The organism is Thiorhodococcus drewsii AZ1 (assembly GCF_000224065.1).
Lineage (GTDB): Bacteria > Pseudomonadota > Gammaproteobacteria > Chromatiales > Chromatiaceae > Imhoffiella > Imhoffiella drewsii.
This window is the reverse complement of record NZ_AFWT01000051.1, coordinates 1-23,185: the sequence shown is the minus strand read 5'-3', so window position 1 is coordinate 23,185 and position 23,185 is coordinate 1. Positions and strand designations below refer to the sequence as shown.

General features: G+C 60.2%; 15 protein-coding genes and 1 pseudogene. 8 read left to right on the top strand and 8 right to left on the bottom strand.

Annotated features, from left to right (window positions below; genetic code table 11):
* The first annotated feature begins 212 nt into the window (after positions 1-212).
* The 6 genes from THIDRDRAFT_RS21055 to THIDRDRAFT_RS21030 all read left to right on the top strand — a co-directional run bounded on the left by THIDRDRAFT_RS21055 (position 213) and on the right by THIDRDRAFT_RS21030 (position 11,105).
* Complete coding sequence (locus THIDRDRAFT_RS21055; protein WP_007042949.1) at positions 213-1,739, top strand: fumarate hydratase; 1,527 nt, start codon at positions 213-215, stop codon at positions 1,737-1,739.
* Positions 1,736-2,725, top strand: a complete 990-nt coding sequence (locus tag THIDRDRAFT_RS21050; protein ID WP_007042948.1) for a YhdH/YhfP family quinone oxidoreductase — start codon at positions 1,736-1,738, stop codon at positions 2,723-2,725. Before THIDRDRAFT_RS21055 ends, THIDRDRAFT_RS21050 begins: the two co-directional genes overlap by 4 nt.
* 526 nt (positions 2,726-3,251) lie before the next feature.
* On the top strand, positions 3,252-4,190 hold the full coding sequence (locus THIDRDRAFT_RS21045; protein WP_007042947.1) for an ABC transporter ATP-binding protein: 939 nt from the start codon (positions 3,252-3,254) through the stop codon (positions 4,188-4,190).
* Positions 4,183-7,086, top strand: a complete 2,904-nt coding sequence (locus THIDRDRAFT_RS21040; RefSeq protein WP_007042946.1) for a Gldg family protein — start codon at positions 4,183-4,185, stop codon at positions 7,084-7,086. The genes THIDRDRAFT_RS21045 and THIDRDRAFT_RS21040 overlap by 8 nt, the downstream gene beginning before the upstream one ends.
* A 26-nt stretch (positions 7,087-7,112) precedes the next feature.
* The gene (locus THIDRDRAFT_RS21035) at positions 7,113-8,342 is read left to right on the top strand and encodes a DUF4340 domain-containing protein (RefSeq protein WP_159105438.1); all 1,230 of its coding nucleotides are present in this window, start codon (positions 7,113-7,115) and stop codon (positions 8,340-8,342) included.
* 306 nt (positions 8,343-8,648) lie between these two features.
* Positions 8,649-11,105, top strand: coding sequence for a response regulator (locus tag THIDRDRAFT_RS21030; protein WP_007042944.1), 2,457 nt, complete (start codon positions 8,649-8,651; stop codon positions 11,103-11,105).
* Between the two features lie 91 nt (positions 11,106-11,196).
* Here the strand turns inward: THIDRDRAFT_RS21030 and THIDRDRAFT_RS21025 are convergent, their stop codons facing one another.
* Both THIDRDRAFT_RS21025 and THIDRDRAFT_RS21020 read right to left on the bottom strand, forming a co-directional pair.
* The gene (locus THIDRDRAFT_RS21025) at positions 11,197-12,870 is read right to left on the bottom strand and encodes a HAMP domain-containing methyl-accepting chemotaxis protein (protein WP_007042943.1); all 1,674 of its coding nucleotides are present in this window, start codon (positions 12,868-12,870) and stop codon (positions 11,197-11,199) included.
* A 121-nt stretch (positions 12,871-12,991) separates the two neighbouring features.
* Complete coding sequence (locus THIDRDRAFT_RS21020; RefSeq protein ID WP_007042942.1) at positions 12,992-13,942, bottom strand: GGDEF domain-containing protein; 951 nt, start codon at positions 13,940-13,942, stop codon at positions 12,992-12,994.
* 249 nt (positions 13,943-14,191) lie between these two features.
* On the opposite strand from THIDRDRAFT_RS21020, the gene THIDRDRAFT_RS21015 reads away from it, so the two are divergent.
* Positions 14,192-15,424 (top strand): ATP-grasp domain-containing protein, encoded by a 1,233-nt coding sequence (locus THIDRDRAFT_RS21015; protein WP_007042941.1) that lies wholly within the window; start codon positions 14,192-14,194, stop codon positions 15,422-15,424.
* Positions 15,421-16,524 (top strand): phosphoserine transaminase, encoded by a 1,104-nt coding sequence (locus THIDRDRAFT_RS21010; RefSeq protein ID WP_007042940.1) that lies wholly within the window; start codon positions 15,421-15,423, stop codon positions 16,522-16,524. Before THIDRDRAFT_RS21015 ends, THIDRDRAFT_RS21010 begins: the two co-directional genes overlap by 4 nt.
* Before the next feature lie 91 nt (positions 16,525-16,615).
* Here THIDRDRAFT_RS21010 and fliS read toward each other — a convergent pair whose 3' ends face one another.
* From fliS to THIDRDRAFT_RS27380, 6 genes and pseudogenes are all read right to left on the bottom strand, one after another.
* A complete protein-coding gene (gene fliS, locus THIDRDRAFT_RS21005) occupies positions 16,616-17,017 on the bottom strand; it encodes a flagellar export chaperone FliS (RefSeq protein ID WP_007042939.1) in 402 nt (133 codons plus the stop codon).
* 110 nt (positions 17,018-17,127) lie between these two features.
* Positions 17,128-17,313, bottom strand: a complete 186-nt coding sequence (locus THIDRDRAFT_RS27385) for a flagellar protein FlaG (RefSeq protein WP_040845692.1) — start codon at positions 17,311-17,313, stop codon at positions 17,128-17,130.
* A 333-nt stretch (positions 17,314-17,646) separates the two neighbouring features.
* Positions 17,647-20,052, bottom strand: a complete 2,406-nt coding sequence (gene fliD, locus THIDRDRAFT_RS20995; RefSeq protein ID WP_007042937.1) for a flagellar filament capping protein FliD — start codon at positions 20,050-20,052, stop codon at positions 17,647-17,649.
* Positions 20,053-20,130: 78 nt separating this feature from the next.
* Positions 20,131-20,538, bottom strand: a complete 408-nt coding sequence (locus THIDRDRAFT_RS20990; protein WP_007042936.1) for a flagellar protein FlaG — start codon at positions 20,536-20,538, stop codon at positions 20,131-20,133.
* A gap of 71 nt (positions 20,539-20,609) precedes the next feature.
* Positions 20,610-22,793: a flagellin N-terminal helical domain-containing protein gene (locus THIDRDRAFT_RS20985; protein ID WP_007042935.1), complete on the bottom strand. Its 2,184-nt coding sequence runs from the start codon at positions 22,791-22,793 to the stop codon at positions 20,610-20,612.
* 300 nt (positions 22,794-23,093) lie between these two features.
* Positions 23,094-23,185: pseudogene (locus THIDRDRAFT_RS27380) on the bottom strand (IS200/IS605 family transposase); the annotation flags it as partial.

Genomic DNA, 23,185 nt, shown 5'->3' with positions numbered 1-23,185 from the left:
TCGCAGCCGAGCGACAGCGACTATCGTGCCCTATCGCTCTCAACAGACTTCGTCTGTGCTGCCCGTTTCTGCCTACGGTCGTCGAATCCCGCGCAGCACCACGGATATACTGCCCGCAAACCCGACACAGGCGCCACCACGAGCCCCCTCGCGGTTTATCTCCATCAACCAAACGAGCATCGCTCGACAGGCAGAATCACTCGACAGAGACCATGAGCATCATCCGCGCAAACGATTTCATCCAAAGCGTCACCGACGCACTGCAGTTCATCTCCTACTACCACCCCCGCGACTACATCCAATCCCTGGCCGAGGCCTACGCGGCGGAGGAATCCCCGGCCGCTAAAGACGCCATGGCCCAGATCCTCATCAACTCCAGGATGTGCGCCGAGGGCCGTCGCCCCATCTGCCAGGACACGGGCATGGTGGTGGCCTTCCTGAAGGTGGGCATGGACGTGCGTTGGGAGACCGACATGAGCCTCCAGGCGATGGTCGACGAGGGCGTGCGCCGCGCCTATCTGCATCCGGACAATGTGCTGCGCGCCTCCATGGTGTCCCCACCGATCGGCGCGCGAAAGAATACGGGCGACAACACCCCCGCGATCCTCCATGTGGAACTGGTTCCAGGCGACAAGATCGAGGTACGCCTGGCCGCCAAGGGGGGCGGCTCGGAGAACAAATCCAAGTTCGCGGTTCTCAACCCGAGCGACAGCCTGGTCGACTGGGTGCTCAAGACGGTCCCGACCATGGGGGCCGGCTGGTGTCCACCCGGCATGCTCGGCATCGGCATCGGCGGCTCCGCCGAAAAGGCGATGCTGCTCGCCAAGGAGTCGCTGATGGACGCGATCGACATCCACGAACTCAAGGCGCGCGGCCCGTCAAACCCCATCGAAGAACTGCGACTGGAGCTGTTCGAAAAGGTCAACGCGCTCGGTATCGGCGCCCAGGGGCTCGGCGGACTCACCACGGTGTTGGACGTCAAGATCCTCGGCTACCCGACCCACGCCGCATCGCTTCCGGTCGCGATGATCCCCAACTGTGCCGCAACCCGGCATATCGAGTTCACCCTCGACGGATCCGGACCGGCGGTGCTGGAGCCACCGAGCCTCGACGACTGGCCCGAGATCGCCTGGGAGGCGGGTGAAGGCGCGCGCCGCGTCGACCTCGACTGCGTCACCCGCGAAGAGATCGCGACCTGGAAACCGGGCGATCGGCTGCTGCTTTCCGGCAAGATCCTCACCGGTCGCGACGCCGCTCACAAGCGAATCACCGATCTTCTGAATCGTGGCGAATCGCTACCCGATGGGGTCGATCTCACCAACCGCTTCATCTATTACGTCGGCCCGGTCGATCCGGTCCGCGACGAAGTGGTCGGACCCGCCGGCCCCACCACCTCGACCCGCATGGACAAGTTCACCGAGCAGATGCTCAGCCAAACCGGCCTGATCGGCATGGTCGGCAAGGCCGAACGCGGCCCGGCCGCGATCGAGGCGATCAAACGTCACGGCGCCGTCTATCTGATGGCGGTCGGCGGCGCCGCCTATCTGGTCGCCAAGGCGATCAAGAGCTCCAAATTGATCGCCTTCGAGGAACTGGGCATGGAGGCCATCCGTGAGTTCGAGATCGAGGACATGCCGGTCACAGTCGCGGTCGACAGCCGTGGCGAATCCGTACACCAGACCGGACCGGCCGAATGGCGCGGCCGGATCGGTCTCATTCCCCTGGAGGACATCCAATGAAGCACGACCAAGCCTTTCGCATCTATCATGACGAGAATGGACACCGCGCCGGTCTTGAATCTCAGCCCCGCCCGGAGCCGGGCGACGGCGAGGTGCTGATCCAAGTCACCCATTCGAGCGTCAATTACAAGGATGCACTCGCCGGAACCGGGCGCGGCAAAATTCTGCGCACCTTCCCGCTGATCGGCGGCATCGATGCGGCCGGCGAAGTCCTGTCCTCACAGCATCCCGCTTACGATGCGGGTGATGCGGTCATCGCCACCGGCTGGGGCCTGAGCTTCGATCACGACGGCGGCTACGCCCGCTATCTGTGCGTCCCCGGAGACTGGCTGGTCCCCATGCCAGAGGGATTGGACGCGCGCTCGGCCATGATCTTCGGCACCGCCGGCTTCACCGCCGGGCTCGCCGCCCATCGCATGCTGCTCAACGGTCAGCACCCCGACATGGGACCGATCCTGATCAACGGGGCCAGCGGGGGCGTCGGCTCCATCGCCATCGCACTCTTCGCGCGACTCGGTTTCGAGGTGGTCGCCATCTCGGGCAAGCCCCAGTTCGCCAGCTGGTTGAGCGGGCTCGGCGCCAGCAACGTCATTGGTCGCGATGCCCTCTCCGAGGCCAAGCGACCGCTCGAAAAGGCACAGTGGGGTGGCGCGGTCGACAGCGTTGGCGGCGAGATGCTGGCCCAGATCACCCGCACCATCGCCCCCGGCGGCAACATCGCCGCCATCGGACTCGCGGGCGGCATCGAACTCAACACCAGTGTCATGCCCTTCATCCTGCGCGGCATCGGGCTGTTCGGCTGCAACTCGGTCGATGTGCCCTACCCGGTGCGTCGCGAGATTTGGCAGCACCTGGCCAGCGACTGGCGCCCTCGCGATCTGGAGTCGCTCCTGACCGAAACCGTCGGACTGGCGGATCTGCCCAAGACCTTCGAGCGTCTGCTCGACGGCCAGGCCCACGGACGCATCCTGGTCGAATTGGACTGACCCCACCGGTCCGCCCGGCTGGATTCCAGCCGGGCACCCTGGGTTTCGCTCCGCTCCACCCAGGCGACAGCCATAGCCCGGATGGGGCGTGAGCGCAATCCGGGGATGCCGCCGAGGCGAAGGTCAACAAGGCAGCAGACACGCCTTCAAAACAGCGTCTTACCAAAGTTTAACCAAGCGGAAAGAATCATAAGATTCCGGGTTAGACCTTGATACGCAAGCCTTTTCTAGCGAAAACGGATGCCCCTCCGCGCGCCTCGTCCGTGGCGCCCTCTTGCACCCTCGACCGGCCTTGGTTGAAATTCGGTGCCCAAGCTCAAGCCACCAAAACCCGAAAAAAACGAACCCAAGGCCAGCTGTCGGCCGCCAATGAGCCGCTCACCGCGTTGCGGAACGACGTTTCATGGTGCACGACCCGTTCGGTTCGCCACCGATCAGGTCAAGAGACAGAGCCGGAAGCCGGTAGCAGCTCCTTCCTCCAACATCCGACAAAACCACATGCGAACGAATGAACAGGAATAACCCCATGATCGAGGTTCGCGGGCTCAGTCGCCATTACGGCGCGCTCAAGGCGGTCCAAGAGGTCTCGTTCGATATCGATCGCGGCGAGATCGTCGGTCTGCTCGGCCACAACGGGGCCGGCAAGACCACCATCATGAAGATGCTCACCGGCTATCTGGAACCCAGCGCCGGAAGCATCCGGATCGACGGGCTGGACATCGCCGATCAGCGGCGCGAGGCCCAGCGACGCATCGGCTATCTGCCGGAAAACTGCCCCCTCTATCCCGAGATGACAGTGCTCGACTACCTGGACTACCAGGCGTCGCTCCAGGGTCTCGCGCCCCGCCAGCGCCCGACGGCCATCCGGCGCGCGGTCGAGCGCACCGAGCTCGGCCCCAAAGCGACTGCCGCCATCGGCACGCTCTCGCGCGGCTATCGCCAGCGCGTCGGCGTCGCACAGGCGATCCTGCACGAGCCCGGCATCCTCATCCTAGACGAGCCCACCAACGGACTCGACCCCTCGCAGATCCAGCACATGCGCGCGCTGGTACGCGAACTGGCAAGCGACGCCACACTCATCATCTCCACCCACATCCTCCAGGAGGTCGAGGCCGTCTGCGGACGCGTCCTCATCATGCGCGGCGGACAACTGGCGCTCGACAGCCAGCTGGACGCCATCGGACGCATGCCACGCTTGATGGTGACGCTGGATCAGGGGCCGGACGCGGTCCAACCGGCCCTGTCCGATCTGGACACCATCACCAGCGTCGACCTGCTCGACCGACAGGACGGACTGCATCGCTTCGTGCTGGAGACTGCGGATCCGCGCGCGGCCGCACCCTTGGTCGCCAAGACCGTCGGCGAGCACGGCTGGTCGCTCTACGGACTGGAGCAGGAGCATCAGAACCTGGAGGCGCTTTTCGGCGCCGTGACCTTGGAGCAAATGGAGGTGGCCAATGGCTGAGATCCTGCGCATCGCTCGCCGCGAGCTGGCGGCCTTCTTCGGCTCCCCAGTGGCCTACATCTTTATCGGGACCTTTCTGGCGGTCTGTCTCTTCGTCTTCTTCTGGGTCGACGCCTTCTTCGCGCGCAACATCGCCGACGCACGTCCGCTGTTCGAGTGGATGCCGATCCTGCTGGTCTTCCTCTGCGCCGCACTCACCATGCGACTCTGGAGCGAGGAGCGCCGATCCGGCACCATCGAAAACCTGCTGACCCTACCGGTCTCCGCGCCCAAGCTGGTGCTCGGCAAATTCCTCGCTGCGCTCGGACTTGTCGCGGTCGCACTAGCCCTGACACTGCCGTTGCCGGTCACGGTCTCGCTGCTCGGACCGCTCGATTGGGGCCCGGTCGTCGGCGCCTATCTGGCCACACTGCTGCTGGCGGCGGCCTATCTCGCGATCGGACTCTTCGTCTCATCGCGCACCGACAACCCTATCGTCGCACTCATCGGCAGCGCCTTGGTGTGCGCCCTCTTCTATCTGATCGGATCACCGGCGCTGACCAGCCTGCTCGGACACAGCGGCGGCGAAATCCTGCGTCTGATCGGCAGTGGATCGCGCTTCGAGTCCATCACCCGCGGCGTAATCGATCTGCGCGATCTTTACTACTATCTCAGCCTGGTCGGCGCCTTCCTGGCCCTGACCATCTACAGCCTGGAGCGTCTGCGCTGGGCCGAGCCCCAGGCCAACCCACGCCATCATCATCGCTGGATGCTGGTCACCGGACTGGCCGTCGCCAACCTGATAGCCGCCAATTTCTGGCTCCAGGGTGTCACCCAGGCGCGCGCCGATCTCACCCAAGGGCGTCTCTACACACTCTCGGAGGCCACCCGCACCTATCTCGACCAGCTCCAGGAACCGCTGCTGATCCGCGGCTATTTCAGCGCCGAGACCCATCCGCTGCTGGCTCCGCTGATTCCGCAATTGCGCGATCTGCTCAAGGAGTACGAGATCGCCGGTAAGGGCAAGGTCCGGGTCGAGATCGTCGATCCCCAGCAATCGCCCGAGCTGGAACGCGAGGCGGGCGAGCTGTACGGCATCCACCCGGTGGCCTTCCAGACCGCCAATAAGTACCAGGCTGCCGTGGTCAACTCCTATTTCGATATCCTGGTCAAGTATGGCGATCAGTACGAAACGCTCAACTTCCAGGATCTGATCGACCTCAAGGTGCGCAGCGAAACGGATCTCGACGTCCGGCTGCGCAACCCAGAATACGATCTGACCCGCACCATCAAAAAGGTGCTCTACGGCTACCGTGGCGGCGGCGACCTCTTCTCCAGCCTGACCAAGCCGCTGCATTTCACCGGCTTCATCTCGGCGCCAGACAGCCTGCCCGAGCCGCTGCCCGCCTTGCAGAAGGATCTGAAATCGGTCCTGAGCGATCTGGCCGAGCGCTCGTCCGGACGCTTCAGCTTCGACTTCAAGGATCCGACCGCCGGGGACGGCACCGTCGCCAAGCAGATCCGCGAGGAGTACGGCTTCGAGCCACTGATGGTCAGTCTGCTTGACCCCAAGCCCTTCTATTTCTACATGGTCCTGCAATCGGGCGATCAGAGCTTCCCCATCCCGCTGCCCGAGTCGCTCGACCGCGCGGGCCTGAGCCGCGCCATCGAGGCCGGTATCAAGCGCTTCGCGCCCGGCGTCTTGCGCACGCTGGCGCTCTATGAGCCGCAGAGCGCGCCCAATCCCTATGGCGCACCGAGCGGCGGTGATTACAGCCTGCTGCAACAGACCCTGCAGGAGAACTTCCAGGTTCAGGAGACCGATCTCGAATCCGGTCAGGTGCCCGAGAACGCCGATCTGCTGATGGTGCTGGCCCCGGAGAACCTGGACGAGAAACAGCAGTTCGCGATCGATCAGTTCCTGATGCAGGGCGGAACCGTCATCCTGGCCGCCTCAAGCTTCGAGGTCGACCTCTCGGGCGGCGCCATCGACGCGCACAAGACCCCGACCGGACTGGAGGACTGGCTGAAACAGCAGGGCGTGACATTGGGCGATAGTTTGGTTCTGGATCCGCAGAACACCCCCTTCCCCATCCCGGTGAAACGCAATGTCAGCGGTTTCGTGGTGCAGGAGATCCAAACCCTGGATTACCCCTACTTCCCGGACGTCCGCAGCGACGGACTGGCGCAGAACTCGGGGATCACCTCCAATCTGGGTCAGATCACCATGAACTGGAGTTCGCCGATTCAGATCGATCGCGAGAAGAACGCCGGCCGTCATCTGGTCGAGCTGATCCGCAGTTCGGATGACGCCTGGACCAGCGACTCGGAGAACATACAGCCCGACTTCGACACCTATGGCGATATCGGCTTCAAGCATGGCGATGACACTGGACGCAAACTGCTGGCGGTCTCGATCGAGGGACGCTTCCAGTCACCCTTCGCCGGCAAACCCTCGCCGCTGCTGCCGAAAGAGGAAACGGCCAAGAAAGACGACACCGAAAAGGCCCAGGATGCCGACACGGACAAGACACCGCCGGTGATCTCGGGTGTCGTGGAATCCTCGCCCGATTCGGCCCGACTGATCCTGATCGGCTCGTCGAGCTTCCTATCCGACACCGCCATCAGTCTGGCCAACGAGGCGACCCAGACCCGCTACCTCAAGCCGGTCGAGTTGATCCAGAACGCGGTCGACTGGTCGCTGGAGGATCGCGGGCTTCTCAATCTGCGCGGACGCGGCCAGTTCAGCCGCATGCTCGACCCCATCGGTCAGCAGGCGCGACTCTTCTGGGAATCGCTCAACTATCTGCTGGCCTTGGCGGGACTCGCGCTCGTCTATTGGATCCATCGTCGCGCCCGCAATCGGCGTGAATCGGCCTATGCGGCCATCCTCGGCAACGGGGAGGCACGGACATGAGGGAACAGAAGCTGACGGAGTCGAACATGGCACAAAGCCCATCGCACTCGATCAAGACGGAAACGGGCTGGCGCCCGGATCTGCGCGCCCCTGTGGTGATCGCCCTGATCGCCCTGCTCGGGGTGCAACTCCTGCTCGCGCTCGGCGTCTCGCTGAGCGAGTCGCACATGACCGCCGTCGCGCCCCGGACACCCCTGGCCGACTTCAAGCCCGATCAGGTCGAGCAGGTCGCCATCGCCGGGGACAAGGATGCGGAGAGCCTGACGCTCAGCCGCACCCCAGAGGGGCGTTGGGTCCTCTCGGATCTCGCCGATTTCCCCGCAGACGGGGCCAAGGTGGACCGACTGCTGACCCAGCTCGCCGAGATCAAGCGCCCGCTGCCGATCGCAACCAGCGAGGAGGCACGCAAGCGCTTCAAGGTAGCCGATAGCGACTTTGAGCGCCGTGTGGTACTGCGCGGCAAAAATGGTCCGCTGACGACACTGGTATTCGGCGAGTCGGGCGGATTCCGGCGACTGTTCGGACGCCCGGCCGAGGATCCGGCCGTCTACGAATTGCCGCTCGCGATCTCCGACATCTCCAATCGGCGCGACGACTGGCTCGCCCGGGACCAGTTGCAGATCGATGGAACCAAGATCGCCAAGATCGGCGTGAGCGACTGGACGCTGATCAAGGACAAGGACGACTGGACGCTGGAAGGACGCGACTCGGCGGTCGACCAGGACGCCGCCTCGCAGCTCGCCATGAAGGTCGCCAACCTCGCCTACCGAGGGGTGCTGGGCACGAAAGAGGATCCGGCCTATGACCAGCAGACGCCAAAGCTCGTCCTCAAGATCGACCTGGACGATGGAAAGTCACGGACCTACCGCATCTCACAGGCCAAGGAGAGCGAGGACTATGTGCTGAAGGATACCGACCGCCCCTACTACTTCAAGCTGTCCAAATACGATCTCGAAGGGTTGCTGGACCTGAAGGTCGATTCGCTACTGGTGACGCCGGCCAAGGCGGAGCAGGCGGAAACGGCGACCGAGGCGGACAAGCCGCAAAGCGCGCCCGAACAAGAGGTCACGACCGACGAAGCTCAGGTGCCGGCGCCGCCCCCTGCCCAGGCTGAGACGGCGACCACGCAGCGCACGCCTGAGAACCCGCGAGACACCGCAGAAGACGCCGCATCGGAGCCCAGTCCCCATGCCGAGACGACGCCGTACCCGACGCCAGCGGAAACGGCACCGACGGAGATGCCCGCGCCGAACTGAGGCAAACGCCGCTTCGTGGCTACCAGCTACCAGCTCATTGGATCACTGGCGGCTGGTGACCCTCCCCCTCTCACTCCTCGGCGAGTTCGCCGAGGAGTTCCCCTCATCCCTCGCTCAGAGGCTGTGTCCTCACACAAAATGGCCCCAGCCACCCCACTCGCTGTGGCTTTCTTGCCAGGTCGATGTTGATTATAGTGACCGACGCCAGTCGGCTCGCTACTGACCAACTGATCCCAAGCGGGCCTGAAGACATCGCATCCCCGGATCGGCCTCAACGAACCCCCGCGACACGAGCGACGACCACCCATGAGTGTACCGTCCGAAACCGAGCTTCTGTTCGAGCTATCGCTCGCCATCGGTGACAGCACCGAACTGGAGCCCATGCTGCAACGCTTCCTGGTCGATCTCCAGCGTCTGCTCGACGGCAGCGGCGGCGCCATTCTACAGGTCCAGCAACAGGGCCTGGATGTGGGGACAACGCCCGACCCGATCGTCTGCACCGTTCCCCAGACGCTTCCGCGCACTCCCTGCTACGACGCATTCTGGAAGCACTGGTCGACCACAAGCCTCTACGAAACCCTATCGCAACAGCCGAACGAACTGCCGTTGGCCTCGCTCCATGACGATTGCATCGTCCATGCCTTTCGTCTGCCAGGATTCGGCATCCTCCTGTTCTTCAAGGGACGTCGCTCCGGTCAGATGTCGAACCGGATGCAGCATGCCTTCGTCGCGCTAGCCCGCAAGCTCGGCAATGCCGCCAATGCCTGTCTCTATAGGACCCAGATGCGTCGCCAAACCCAACGCCTGGAACTGGCACGCGAAGCGGCCGGGATCGGGATTTGGGAATGGGACCTGGCGTCGGGGCAGCTCCACTGGGATGGGAGGATGCGCCAACTGTTCGGCATCACCGACGATACCTTCGGCGGAACCTTCGCCGATTGGCAAAAACGCATCCATCCGGCCGATGTCGAAGGCGTGCAGGACACACTGGATCGCCTCGTCAAGGCGGCTGCGGAGACCGGGGAAATAACGTTCCGCTCGACGCGCCCGGACTCGCAAATCCGTCATCTGCGTGGTCAGGCGACACTCATCCGCTCACCAGCGGGCGAGCCGTTGCGCATAGCGGGTATCTGCATGGACGTCACCGAAACCAAGCTCACCGAATACGCCCTGCGCCAGGCACGAGACTTGGCCGAGGCCGCCAATCGTGGCAGAAACCTGTTCGTCTCGGGCTTGACCGACCAGATCCAATCGCCACTCTCGGCCATCCTGGAAATGACCGCGCTGACTCTCGACTCCGACCTGAACGCGATCCAACGCGGCCGCATCGAGCGGATCAAGTCGGCCGGAGAAACCCTGATTCGGGTCATCGACGACCTGACGGAATGTTCGCGCATCGATGCCGGCGAAGTACACATCCAGTCGATCCCCTTCAATCTGCCCATCATGATCGCCGAGGCACTCAAACCACTGGCCATACGGGCGAAGGACAGGGGTCTCGCCTTCGTCGAGGATGTGCCCGAGGACCTGCCGCAATACCATCTTGGGGATCCTGGACGGATCCGCCAGGTGTTGACGCGCCTCGTCTCAACCGCGATCGACCTCACTGACAGCGGTGAGATCCGGATTCAGATGCGCTACCGCACCAATCCGGGCACCGAGAACGACGAGATCCAGCTCGCGATCTTCAGCGATGGCATCAAGATTCCGGCCAACGACCTGCGTCAACTAATCGACGCGCTCGACTCGGCGACGCCAGACGCTCGAACGAAGCCCCCTGCTGGCACCGGGTTTCGCCTCGCCATGGCGGGACGACTGATCGAACACTTGGGCGGACGCCTCTGGCTGGACGCCCAACCAGAACGATCGACGACCTTTTTCATCGCCCTGAGTCTACCGCGCACGAAATCGCCAGAGATCCACAAGCGCATTCGGCAGATCTGGCGGGACAGACGCGCACTCATCGTCGAGGATCACGCACTCACCCGTCGAACGCTCGGCTATTGGCTGCATCAATGGGGATTGGCGACTCAGGAGGCGGTCGACGCCCAGCAGGCGCTCCAGCATATCCACGAGGCGGTCGAAACCTCCAGACCATTCGATGTGATGCTGACCGACGCCTCCCTGCCCGGAATGAATGGCTATGCGCTGATCCAGCAGCTCTCAAGCAAGGACCTGATCGGACGCACCAAGATCGTTATGATCGCGTCCGACGCGGGCCGAGGCGACGCGCAACGTTGCCGTGAGCTGAACATCGCCGCCTTCCTCACCAAACCGACGCCCCCCGACCAGATTCGAGGGGTATTGAGCCGTCTACTGGAACCCAGCGATGGCGCGCCGACATCCCAGCTCCTCACGCGCCATGACCTCCTGGAACAGCGACAGCGACTCCGGATCCTGCTTGCCGAAAACAAGGCGCTCGACCGCAAGCTCGCCGAAAGCCTGCTCGACCAGTGGGGCCACACGGTGACGTGCGTCGAAGACGGTCCCAGCGCCATCGAACGTTTCGCGCCGCTGGAATTCGACCTGATCCTGATCTCGATGCAGATGCCAGGAATGGACGGACTCGAAACCGCGCAGGCACTCAAGGCCAAGGAGGAAGGCGTTGGCAGCACGCCGATCATCGCCATGTCTGCCAACGCACTGGAGCGCGATCGCATGCAGTGCCTAGAGGCTGGGCTCGACGCGCACATCGCCAAGCCGATCGAGCCGCAGATTCTCCAAGAGCTGATCCAGCGTTTCACATTCGATCAAACGCGCTGAGGCGGCCTTCTGCATGCTCGCGTTTTGAATAGGGCGCCAGAATACCGACACCTCAACGCACCTCGTACGATTCATCGAACGCGGGATCGTCTTAGATCTTGAATCGATCGACACGCTCCTGAAGTTGCATAGACAGTCGGGAGAGCTGATCGCTCGACGCCGCGATCTGCTCAGATCCCTCCGAGGTCTGATCGACCGTCGCCGAGATGTTGTGAATATTTCGGTTGATCTCCTCGGCGACCGCTGTCTGTTCGTCGGCGGCGCTGGCGATCTGGCGATTCATGTCGCTGATGCTGGTGATCGACGCGCTGATAGTCTGCAGCGTCACGCCGGCCTTCTGTGCCTGATCGACGCTCTCGCGCGCCATCGCCTGCCCCTTTTCCATCACACGCACGGCACCCATGGAACCATTCTGAACCCGCTCGATCTTGCCTTGGATGTCCTGGATCGAGGACTGCGTCCGGCTGGCCAGGGTGCGAACCTCGGCCGCAACTACGGCGAATCCGCGGCCCTGCTCGCCAGCGCGAGCGGCCTCGATGGCGGCATTCAACGCCAGCAGGTTCGTCTGCTCAGCAACGCCGCGAATGACATCCAACACTGCGCCGATCTCCTTACTGTCATCGGATAGACGCTCGATCACCTTGCCCGCCTCCTCGACCTCCATGGCCAGGGATTCGATCCCCGCGATGGCCTGGTTGACCACTACGCCACCCGCCTCGGTTTCTCGATCTGTATCCTGAGCGGCGCTGGCCGCCGAGGCCGCGTGTCGCGCAACCTCCTCGACGGCGGCCAACATCTCGTTCATCGCTGTCGCCACCTGATCGGTCTCGGACTGTCCAACCTGGACCTGCTCGCGGGTCTGCTCGCTGGTCGAGGCAAGCTGGGTAGCCGCCGTCGCAACCTGATCGCTGGCCGACGACACCTCGCCCAACAGATTTTTGACATCGGAGGCCATGCGTGAAATGGCCGCCAGCAGACTGGTCTCGTCGCCGCGACGCACCTTGATCTCGGAGGCCAGGTCACCACCCGCGATGCGGTTCACGACTTCGACCACGCGCGCGGGCTCATCGCCGAGCTGACGCAGCGTATCGCGGGTGATGAATACGCCCAGCCCGCCGGACAGTATCAACCCCACCAGAATCCCGATGCCATTGATCATCATCAGGGTCGAACCTGCCTTGTGGGATGCTGCAAGCTGGGCGGTCGCCCCCTGGTTCTTGAGCGCAACCATGGACTCGATCAGCACGCCGACCCGATCCGAAAGCAGAAAGGTATCCTCTATGATCTTGGAGTACTCGGAAAACAGAGGCGCATACTCATCGGCCCCCGATGTCTGGCTCATGCGGTCCACCAAGCTATCCAACTTTTCGTAGCTGGCGCGCCAGATCTTGTACTCGGCCAGGAAGGCTTCATAGACGGTGCGCTCCACCTTGTTGTGCGGCAACACCTCGTATTTGGCGAGCGAGTCCTCGATATTGCGCCAGGATGCCTCGCGCTGGCGCGCCAACTGCTCCAACTCCTTGCCGAGTTCCGGCGACCAAATCGGCAACGCCTTGACCTCATAGGTCTGGGCGCGGATCTGAAGGCGCTCGAAATTCAGACGATTCAGCTGGGTTATGGCGGGGAGACTTTCCTGGCTAATCGTATCGAGATGCGTATTCATTTCCATCTCGCCCTTAATACCGAACAGCCCAACGATCAGGACGATCATTGCCACCGACAGGAAGCCGATCAGCAGCTTCACACTCAATCGAACCTTACTCATGACATACGTCTTCCAAGTGGATCTGAAAAACAAAAAGCGCCTTGACGGCGCTTGATCCGGGAGCGCTTCGACATTACCGAAGCAGCCGTGGGACTATCGTAATGAGTCTAAGGCTATTGAGCTAACTGAATATGCCAAGCGGTTCACTGCGCGGGCCATCGAGATGCCCGACGCCCGCCAACACACGGTTGCTTCCGGCCCGCTTGGCGGCGTAGAGCGCATCGTCCGCCTGCAGATAGAGCTGATCCAAATCCATCCCAGCACGATGCGCGGCAACACCGATGCTGACACGGCCGGTTACGGTCTCGCCCGTCGGGGTCACGACAGATTTCTGAACGAGCGCCTGCCGAATCCGCTCTGCACATTCCATGGCGGCAGACAGATCCGTCCCAGGCAGAAGAACCGCGAACTCATCACCGCCCATCCGCACGCAGAGATCCGCAGTCCGGGTCACTGAGGTCAGGGTGTCCGCAACCGCGCGGAGTAGCTGATCGCCAACCGGGTGGCCATAGGTGTCGTTGACGCCCTTGAACCGATCCAGATCCATCACCAGGAGCGCAATCGGATGACGGTGGCGCACGCTATCGGCCAACCACTGCCCCCCCTGCATGTTAAACGCGCGCCGATTGCCCAAACCGGTCAGGGGATCGCGCTCCAACTGCTGAGCGGTCTCGAAAAAGCGCAGCGCATTGCGCAATGACTGAGCCGCCAGACCCAGCAGGCTCTCGATACGCATCTGATCCGTTTCGGAGAAACGCCGGCCACGCATCAGCTTGAGGATCCCCATCTCCTGTCCGTTTAGGGTCAGGTCATATTCCAGACGATGACGATCCGGCGTTCCGCCACTGAACTCGCAACCATATTCGGCATGACGATATTCCCATCCGCTATGGTCGACTAACTCACGCAGAAAATCGTTGAGTGTCTCCAAGACCTCGTCCAAATCGAGCGACACGGTCATCGCCTGCAAAAACCGCACGGTATCGATGGCCTCAGTCGGCGGATGCACCGGCTGCGCCGCCGAGGAGACGAGGGTAAGACGCGGCGGATCGACTTGGCTGATGGTATTCACGGTTTGCCCCCGAAATCATGATGCTGCCAATCGGATGCAATCGACGCGCCAAAAATAAAAATAACTACAAAACAAAAAGATAAAGCGGAAACGACACAGCAGCAACGTCTCTCGCCAACATCTTGACAGCCTGCTGAAACCTGTGATCGACGGCAACCGAAGATCGATCGCCGGCATCACGCACTTGCGACCAGCCCACATGGGACAGACAATCTCCTAACGTCAGTCTGCCGATGCCTCCCTCCTCTCATGCAAACCCTACTTGGTCTCGCCCCGCTCCTACGCCAAAGCCTGTCCGGCGCCGATCTCTCATCCCTCGGTCAAGCCCTGATTCAGCGCGCCAACAGCGACTCCAACGATAGCGCCGCACTCATGGACGCCGCGATCCTGATGCAGTTTCGCGGACAACATGATCTCGCCATGGAGCTTCAGCGAGAGGCGCTCAAAATCGACCGCCAATACCAGGTTCAATCCTCCCGTCCAGCACGCTTGAATCTGCTCGGAATCGTGGCACCGGGCGAACTCATGGCCAATGTGCCGCTCGAATGCCTGCTTGAAGACTCGGATATCGGCCTGACACTTCATTACGCAACCGCCGAGGAAGCCAACGCCGAGGACTTCTCCCCCAGCCAACTGCCCGATCACGATTTGCTCTTCGTCGCCATCGGCGAATCAGACACCAACCGTCCACTTCTCGACGCCTGGCAGCCACGCCTGACCGATTGGCCCAAGCCGGTGATCAATCCACCGCAAGCGATCCTTCGAACGGCCAGAGATCTGGCTCACCGGTTTCTCTCCGACATCCCTGGCGTTCTGGCACCACCGACCTGGCGTCTCGACCAGGGACAGATCCAGACGATCATCGCGCAGGGCCATTTTTTCCCCACGCCCCCCGATTCCAGCCCGGAAAGCATCCCGCTGATCCTACGCCCGGTCGATTCCCATGCCGGTCAAGGACTCGTCAAGACCGAGAGCAACGACGAATTTCTGACGGCCCTTGCGGCATTTCCCAACCAAGAGGTCTTCCTGTCGCCCTTCATCGATTATCAAAGTGAAGATGGCCTGTACCGCAAGTACCGAATCGTCATGATCGACGGTCAGCCTTTCGCCTGCCACATGGCTAGCTCCAAGAACTGGATGATTCATTATCTCAATGCGGGAATGGAGGACAGCGAGGAAAAACGCGCAGAGGAAGCCGCGTTCATGGCCAATTTCGAGCAGGATTTCGCGCTCAGACATGGCGAAGCATTGACCGCCCTCCAGGCCGCCGTCGGGCTCGACTATATCGGTATCGACTGCGCCGAGCTGCGTGACGGAAACCTGTTCATCTTCGAGGTCGATCCGGCAATGGTTGTTCATGCGATGGACCCCATCGACCTCTACCCCTACAAGCAGCCCGCGATGCGCAAGATTTTCGATGCCTTCGACGCCCTGCTCACCCGGCGCGCGCAAGAAACCCCGGAACCGAGCGGCATCGGATGAGCGAACTCAGCAACGCGCTCAATTTCTCCGGCGGGCCAGGGGTACTGCCCGAGTCCGTGCTGAATGAGGCGCAGGAGGCCATCCGCTCGGTACCCGAGGTCGGACTCTCCGTGCTCGGCATCAGCCATCGATCGGACTGGTTCGCCGCCGTCGTGGAGGAGGTCGAGCGCAATATCCGCCAACTCCTCCAGCTCCCGGACAGCCACGCCCTGCTCTTGCTCCAGGGCGGCGCCACACTCCAGTTCAGCATGGTCCCCATGCTGCTGCTGCGCGATTCGAGCAAGACGGCCGAATATATTCACAGCGGCTACTGGAGCCGCCAATCCATCCCCCCGGCACGATTGGAGGGCGAGGTTAGCGTGCTCTGGGATGGCGAGGCGTCCGGTTTTCGCCGCCTGCCGGCGGCCTCCGAACTGCACCACCGTGCCGATGCGGCTTATTTTCACTACGTCTCGAACGAGACGGTCGAAGGCATTCAGTTCCACGAAATCCCAGGACGCGAAGACGTTCCGAGGGTGTGCGACATGTCTTCGGACCTCCTGTCGCGTCCATTCGATCCCGACCGCTTCGACCTCATCTATGCCCATGCCCAGAAGAATCTGGGTCCAGCCGGCGTCACGATCGTCATCGTCCGGCGCGACCTTCTCGATCAGGTCCCCGACGGAATTCCGGCAGTGCTCGACTACCGCGCACACATCAAAGCCCACTCCATCTACAACACCCCCCCCGTCTTCGCCATCTATGTCGTGCTTCTCGTCACCCGCTGGCTGATCGAAGACATTGGCGGACTCGAACGGATGGCTACCATCAACCAGCACAAGGCCGATGCGCTTTACGCCATCATCGACTCACACTCCGATCTCTATCGGGGATGGGCGAGGCCCGAGAACCGCTCGCTGATGAATGTTGCCTTCGAACTGCCGTCAACGGATCAGGAAACGGCATTTCTGAATCAGGCCAGGGTTATGGGCTTCAGCGGACTGAAGGGACATCGCTCGCTCGGGGGAATCCGGGCCTCCATCTACAACGCAATGCGGCTCGACGCCGTCGAGTCGCTCTGCGCATTCATGGAGGATTTCGCGACCCAGGCACGACGATAGGATCGAAGACACACCGCAAGAGCGGTTCAAAAGAAAAGCCCGGCACGCAAGCCATACGCGCACGGGCTTCGATAGGGGGGAGCCAGCGTCCTTAGGATGCCTGGCGCAGGCGATCGGGAATCCCATCCCAAGCAGATTTGATCTCGCGCAGCAAGCGAATGACTTCATCCAATGCATCGGTGTCATTATGGATGTTCGCCTGCAACAACCGCCGCGTCATGTATTCGTACAGCGCATCCAGATTACCCGCAAGATCGCCGCCCTGACTGAGATCCAAAGAAGAGCGCAAGCCACCGATGATCGAAATCGCCTGAGTCAGCTTGTTGCCCTTGAGCTGGATATTACCTTGCTCCATAGCACCCTTCGCCACCGCGATGCGTTCCAGCGCTCCCTCGAATAGCATCTGAATCAGACGGTGAGGGTCGGCAACCGTGGCCTCGGCCAACGCACCTGATTGACGATACTGTTGTAGTTCTCTGCGCATCGCATACATGATATTCATCACTCCCGACGAGTGGCTATAAGGGTTTACAACTTTGGCTAGGAATTGAACCCGACCTATTCGAAAAAATCACAGCAGATGGAACCGATCAGTTAGTTTCGCTAGCGCTCTGCCAGCAGACTCAACGCCTGATCAAACCGAATTTGCCGGATAAGCGATTGACGGTCCCGATCCATTACCCTGATCAGCACACGCCCCGTCACCTCATCCAAACGAAACTCCAAGACGTGTCTATCATCCTGCGGAAAACGTCCGATCGATTCGAGTACCGGCTCATCATCCGCCATCCAGGTGGCCCCATCAGACTCAGTCCGGTGCTTGGAAGAGATCGTCCCTCGTTTGGAAGATATCGACCTGAGGCTCGGGATTGTGTCTGTCATGAAAAGAACCTCGTCGTCCAGCGAGTTGGCTCAGAGTTGAAGCCGTACCAAAACACCTTTCAACACAGTGATGTACCAGTCTTGATTAAAGTAACGGCAAAGCACGCGAATTCTTGAGCTCGGAATCAGGCTTGCGCACATAAAAAAATCGCCGAAGCGGCGATTTTTTTAGTCGGGATGCGATCTGTTGTTGGCAACGACGTACAACACTCCGCCAAAAAAGGATAAAAACCTTAATTATCAACCGCCTGCAGTGAAAGGCAAACGATCGACCAACCCCTCTAACTGACCGCCGGTGGAACTCAGCGAATCCAAGATGGTTTCCATCGAGATGAACTGCGCGGTCAAGCGCGCACTGACTCTCTCCATGCGAGAGTCGAGCTTATCCTGATCTTCGCCCAGATCCTTAAGCCGGGTCTCGATGGTTTCCTCGCGCATTTTGATCAGCCCCGAAGACTCCGTGAACTCGTCGATCAACTTGGACAATTCGCCCGCAAAACCACGCGCTAACTTGAATTCGAACGCGCCCTGCGCCTTCGCCCCTTCCTTGACGGTCAGATTGAGACCATAGGCCTTCGAGTCCAGATCAGGTAGCAGCACGTTCCCTGCCCCGAAGCCCTCGACGCCATCGATGGTGCCGGCCACATCGACACCCGTTGTACCGCTGAGGACGTCTTCAATACCCAATTTACCGATATCGGCGCCGATTTCAGTGAAATCCACAGCGGAGTCCGAACCGGTCGAGCGAGAAGCGAAGGAAAAGCGATTCGTATTCGGATCATAGCTCACATCCACCCCAACACCCGCTTCCAAAAGCGCCGTATCCTCATCGAGCGCCTCTTGCAATCCCAAACGCACATCATCCGCCGTCGCATAAGATCCCGACAGCTTCACTAGATCGGATTCGACGCCATCGACACTGATCTTGAAACTATAGTCACCGCCAGAAGCGTCCAAATTCGTCGTAAAGGCATCGGTCGCCGCATCGAAATTAGCCTGGCTCACAGCCTTACCCTTCACCTCGGCCGGCGTCAAGGTCATGCCAAGCGCTCCCATATTGGCGCCGACATCGGAGAAACCCACCTTCGAAATCGAGCCATACTCTCGCGAAACGAAGTTGAATGCATTGGTATCCGAGTCATAAACGACATCGACCTCCGCGAAGGACGCCTTGAGTCTGGAATCGCCGTTGATCCGTGACTGCAAATCCGCCCGCAGTTCCTCGACCGAGTCATATTGACCCGTTAACTCGATCAGATTCGATTGCGCACCGTCGACACTGATCTTGAAACTATAACCGCCACCAGATGTATCCAGCGCCGAAGAAAAGTCATGAGTAATCGCCCCACCAAGGACTTGGCCGTGAGTCGGGTCACGTGTGATTTCGGCCGTATAATCTCCAGAGTTCGCCTTTGACGCGAAACTTCCCTGATTGATCGTGATCGCTGTGTTGGTCGTACTGGACGTCGTCGAGAACAGCGATTCTAACAAGGCGAAATTATTGCTTATCGCCCCAGATAAATCCGCATCCTTGATCGACAGCGTCCCATCAAGCTCAGTGCGAATGCCAACATTTGCGACAGAGTTAAAACCGGTTTCGAGTCCCGGAACAGCGCTGCCGAGCATCTGGCGCAATCGCGAAACCATCATCCGCGCGGAACTGTCACCTGCGAGGTCTCCGCGCACCAGATTTTCGTCCTCATCACGCGTGTAGCCCATAAGCCCCTGGACCGTGTCTTGAAACGTGTTATAGGCATCGACGAAATCGCGTATTGCCCCCTCGACAGCACTCTTATCCGCGCTGATCGAAAATGTCATGCTTTCGGTTGATGGCTTATCCAGATTAAAGGTGAAACCCTGAATCACGTCATCGATCTTATTGCTTTCACGAGACACCTCCAAACCGTTGACCTCCAGCCTCGCATCCTGACCCTGCTGAGTTTCGGTGACGTTCGCGTAGTTCGTATCATTGAATGCAAACGCGTCCAGGCTCGAATCATCGACAGTGATTTCCATCGCATTCGAGTCGCCGGAAGGCGCACTCAACATCAGTTGGAATTTGCCATCGACCTGAAGCACCGACGCCTGAACACCCGCATCCTGGCTATTGATTTTCTCCGCGATGGCATCAAGCGAATCCGTCTCCTCGACCTCTATTGACAGAGCCGCACGATCGCCATTCACGGAAAAGGTCGTCGGAATGTCGTTATCGGCACCAGTATAACCCCACTCACCGAAACGAATGTTCATGGTACCGGACTTGCCGAGGGCGGCACCACGGTCGCTTTGAGTCGCCGCAGTCATCGCTAGAGATTGAGCGGTCGCGACTTGCAAAACCTTGAGACTATAAGTCCCGGTCTGAGCTCCAGGACTGAGGGTTTCAGCCGTAATCGAATCAGAGCTTGGCACTGCCACCGTGCGCGCATTGAAGAGATCGTTATCGCTCAAGGTATCGATCGAAGTCTTGAGCGTATCGAGTGCGCTTGCCAACTGACCGTAGCCAGAGATCTGGGCCTTGAGCGACTCGGTGCGCGTATCGATCCGCTCCTGCTGTGGAGCCTTCTCGGCCTCGACGAGTTTAGAGACCAGGTTGGGAATATCGATCCCAGATCCGATGCCGAGCGTATTGATGATGTTGTTGGCCATGGCTCTCGATCCCCTGCCTCGGCAATGTCGACTAAGCGATTGAATATGACGGATCGTGAATCCGTAGTTTAGGCCGCTTTAGGCCTTTTTATTGAAGATCAACCCAACCAAACCATCCACATACTCAGCAAACTTCAAGGTTTCTTCACTGGGAATCTGGCGAATGACTTCGTCCGTCTGCGCATCCATTACCTGAATCACCATGCGACCGGAATCGTCGTCAAGTTGAAACTTCAGTGACTGCTTGCCGTTCTGCATCATCTCATTGATACGCTCCACGGCATCGGTCACCTGCTCATAGGTATCCGTCTGACCCTGAGCCTTCATGCCCGCTTGAGTACGGTCATCGACCGAACGCATATCCTGTGCGGCCCGATCCATGGCCTTGACCTCTTGCCCTTGGCGCTGGGCCGCGCCAGATGTCGAAGACGTCGATGCGGCCGGTATTTGACTAACCGATGCCACACTGTAAATATCGCTGCCCATGCTCCTCCTCCCGGTTCAGTTGCGTGGCCTCCAACCGGAGGCCACACGCCCTTCAGCCTTCAGATATCACCTTAACGCAGGAGCGAAAGGACCTGCTGCGGCGCCGAGTTGGCCTGGGCCAACATCGCCGAACTCGCCTGCTGCAGCACCTGAGACCGCGATAGATTGGCCGTCTCGGCCGCGAAGTCCGCGTCCTGAATGCGGGAACGCGAGGCTGTGGCATTTTGCGAGATGCTCGACAGGTTGTTGATGGTGAAGTCCAGACGATTGTTCACCGCACCCAGATCAGATCTGGTGTTGTTGACCTGTTCGAGAGCATTGTCGATGGCTGTAATGGCCTTTGTGGCCCCATCAACGGTCGAGATATCGATGCTCTCGATCGACTGCCCGTCCTCGCCGCCACCATATTCACCGACAGTCAAACCGGAATTAGAGAGATTCGTGTCGGTCCCACGGGAAATGACGATCTCCTTGTCGGAGTGAAGCGTGAATTCGCCGATATACGTTTTGGCGCCGTTATCGAAACCGGCATTGACCCCATTCGTGAACGCCACGTCAATGTTACGTCCATCATCGGCGATCAGCTGAACGCCTCCGCCGGTATTATCGCCATCTTCACCGGTATCGATAGCCCGCACCCCGGTCTGTTCGGCAATGGCATTGATCGCAGACACCAGTGACGCACGGTTAGCACTATTGTCTCCAGCAACCGTTTTGAAGGAAGCAATGCTTACGCCATTAATGGTTGCACCAACAGTCGCCGAGGCAGTGGCCTGGGTACCCGTATTGCTGGCGGTATTAGCATTGACCGTCGCGGTCACACCGGTCTTATCGGAGACCGCATTGAAAGCTGCAGCCTTAGAGATGGCACTGGCACTCTTCAGCGCGGACGATGCTGTATCGTCTGTGGAATAGGACGGCCCCACCGATACACCGTTGACAAAGACATTGCCAGCGGTCATTGCGTTTGACGAGTCGGCAAGGTTTGAGGAGACCTGAGTCTCTGTTCCGGTATAGGTTCCCTCGGTAAACCCAACATCACTCGCATTACCAGTCGCGCCAGAGCTGATCTCGATCGGCTTGCTACTCTCTGACACAAGCGTCACCGTTCCGGTAGTGAGAGAAACACCACCACTATTCATTCCAAGCCCTGTATTTGCCTGTGACAAGCTGCCCGAGGCCATATACATACTGATGTTACGACCATCCTCGGCAACAAGCGTAATACCTCCGTTCATATCGCCGCTATCGACGGCGGTCACGCCGGTTCTCGCCGTCTCTTTGTTAATCGCATCAACAATCTTTGAGCGATTAGCCGCCGCATCCGCCTGAGCGGTCGCACTTCCTCCCAGCGCTCCGACAGAGAGGGTGATATTGACACCGTTCAATTCCAGAATGCCAGTTGCTGCCGCACTAGTGGTTGCCATAGCGCCACCACCAACCTGGGTCTGACCCACGATCGCCGTGACGCCCGTCTGATCGCTCTTCTCGTTGATGGCAGCCGCTGTCGAAATGGCACTGGCGGACTTACCATAGGCCGATGCCGTATCAGAGGCTCCCACGGCTGCATTGATCGAGATACCGTTGATGACCAGATCGTCACTGCCCAGAGCGTGAGCGTCGGTTGTACCTGTTCCTGACGCCAGGCCATTGAGTGCCTGTGAAATTGAGCTCGATGTCGCGCCAGTCCCCAAGGTGGCAGTACCCGTCCGCCCAATCGATCCCACGCCAGCGGTATCCGCAACACCCAATGCCGAAGCATCCATCGCACCGATGCTGACCGTAATGGTCTGGTTCGTGTCGGAACCGATCTGTAAATCCACTTTTTGCGACGAACCATCCAGCAGATTCAAGCCGTTAAAATTGGTGCTTGAGGAGATCCGGTTGAGCTCCTCGACCAGTTGCTTCGACTCCGCGTTAAGGGTCGAGCGGTTACCGCTGGTGTAGGTACCATTGGCGGACTGCACGGCCAGCTCGCGCATGCGCTGCAGGATGTTGGTGGACTCGCTCAAGGCACCCTCGGCGGTCTGCACCAGCGAGATACCGTCGTTGGCATTGCGCACGGCCTGATCCAGACCCTTGATCTGCGAGGTAAGACGACTGACGATCGCCGAACCTGCGGCGTCGTCCTTCGCGGAGTTGATCCGCATACCGCTACTCAAACGCTCCATCGACTGACTGAGCGAAGCCTTTGATTTGTCGATGTTGCGCTGGGCGTTTAGCGACGCAACGTTAGTGTTGATAACCAATGACATGACATTTCTCCCGTTCGTGATCTGACAGCGGACCGCTCAAGGCCATAACCTAGCCGAAAATGATAGTTTTTGACCCATCCAGGGTATCGGCTGCTCGGCCAAAATCTTTAAACACCATCACCCTCATGAGCATAGCTATCGGCCAGGCACCTGGTTACTACAGGAGGAACAGACGCCGGATCGACGAAACCGTGACGAAGATCTCGAGTTCCGCTCGGATGCTAAACAACCACCGGCTAAAAGCCGGTGGGTTTGAGTAACGGACTGAAAGTCCGGATACGCGTCGACTGAACGACGCGTCTAGGGCTCCACTCGAAATTCAGCCGCTGGGTCTGGCTCAAAATGATGCTCCAGGTACTGCTTTATCATCTCCTCGCTCAGCTCGCCAACGG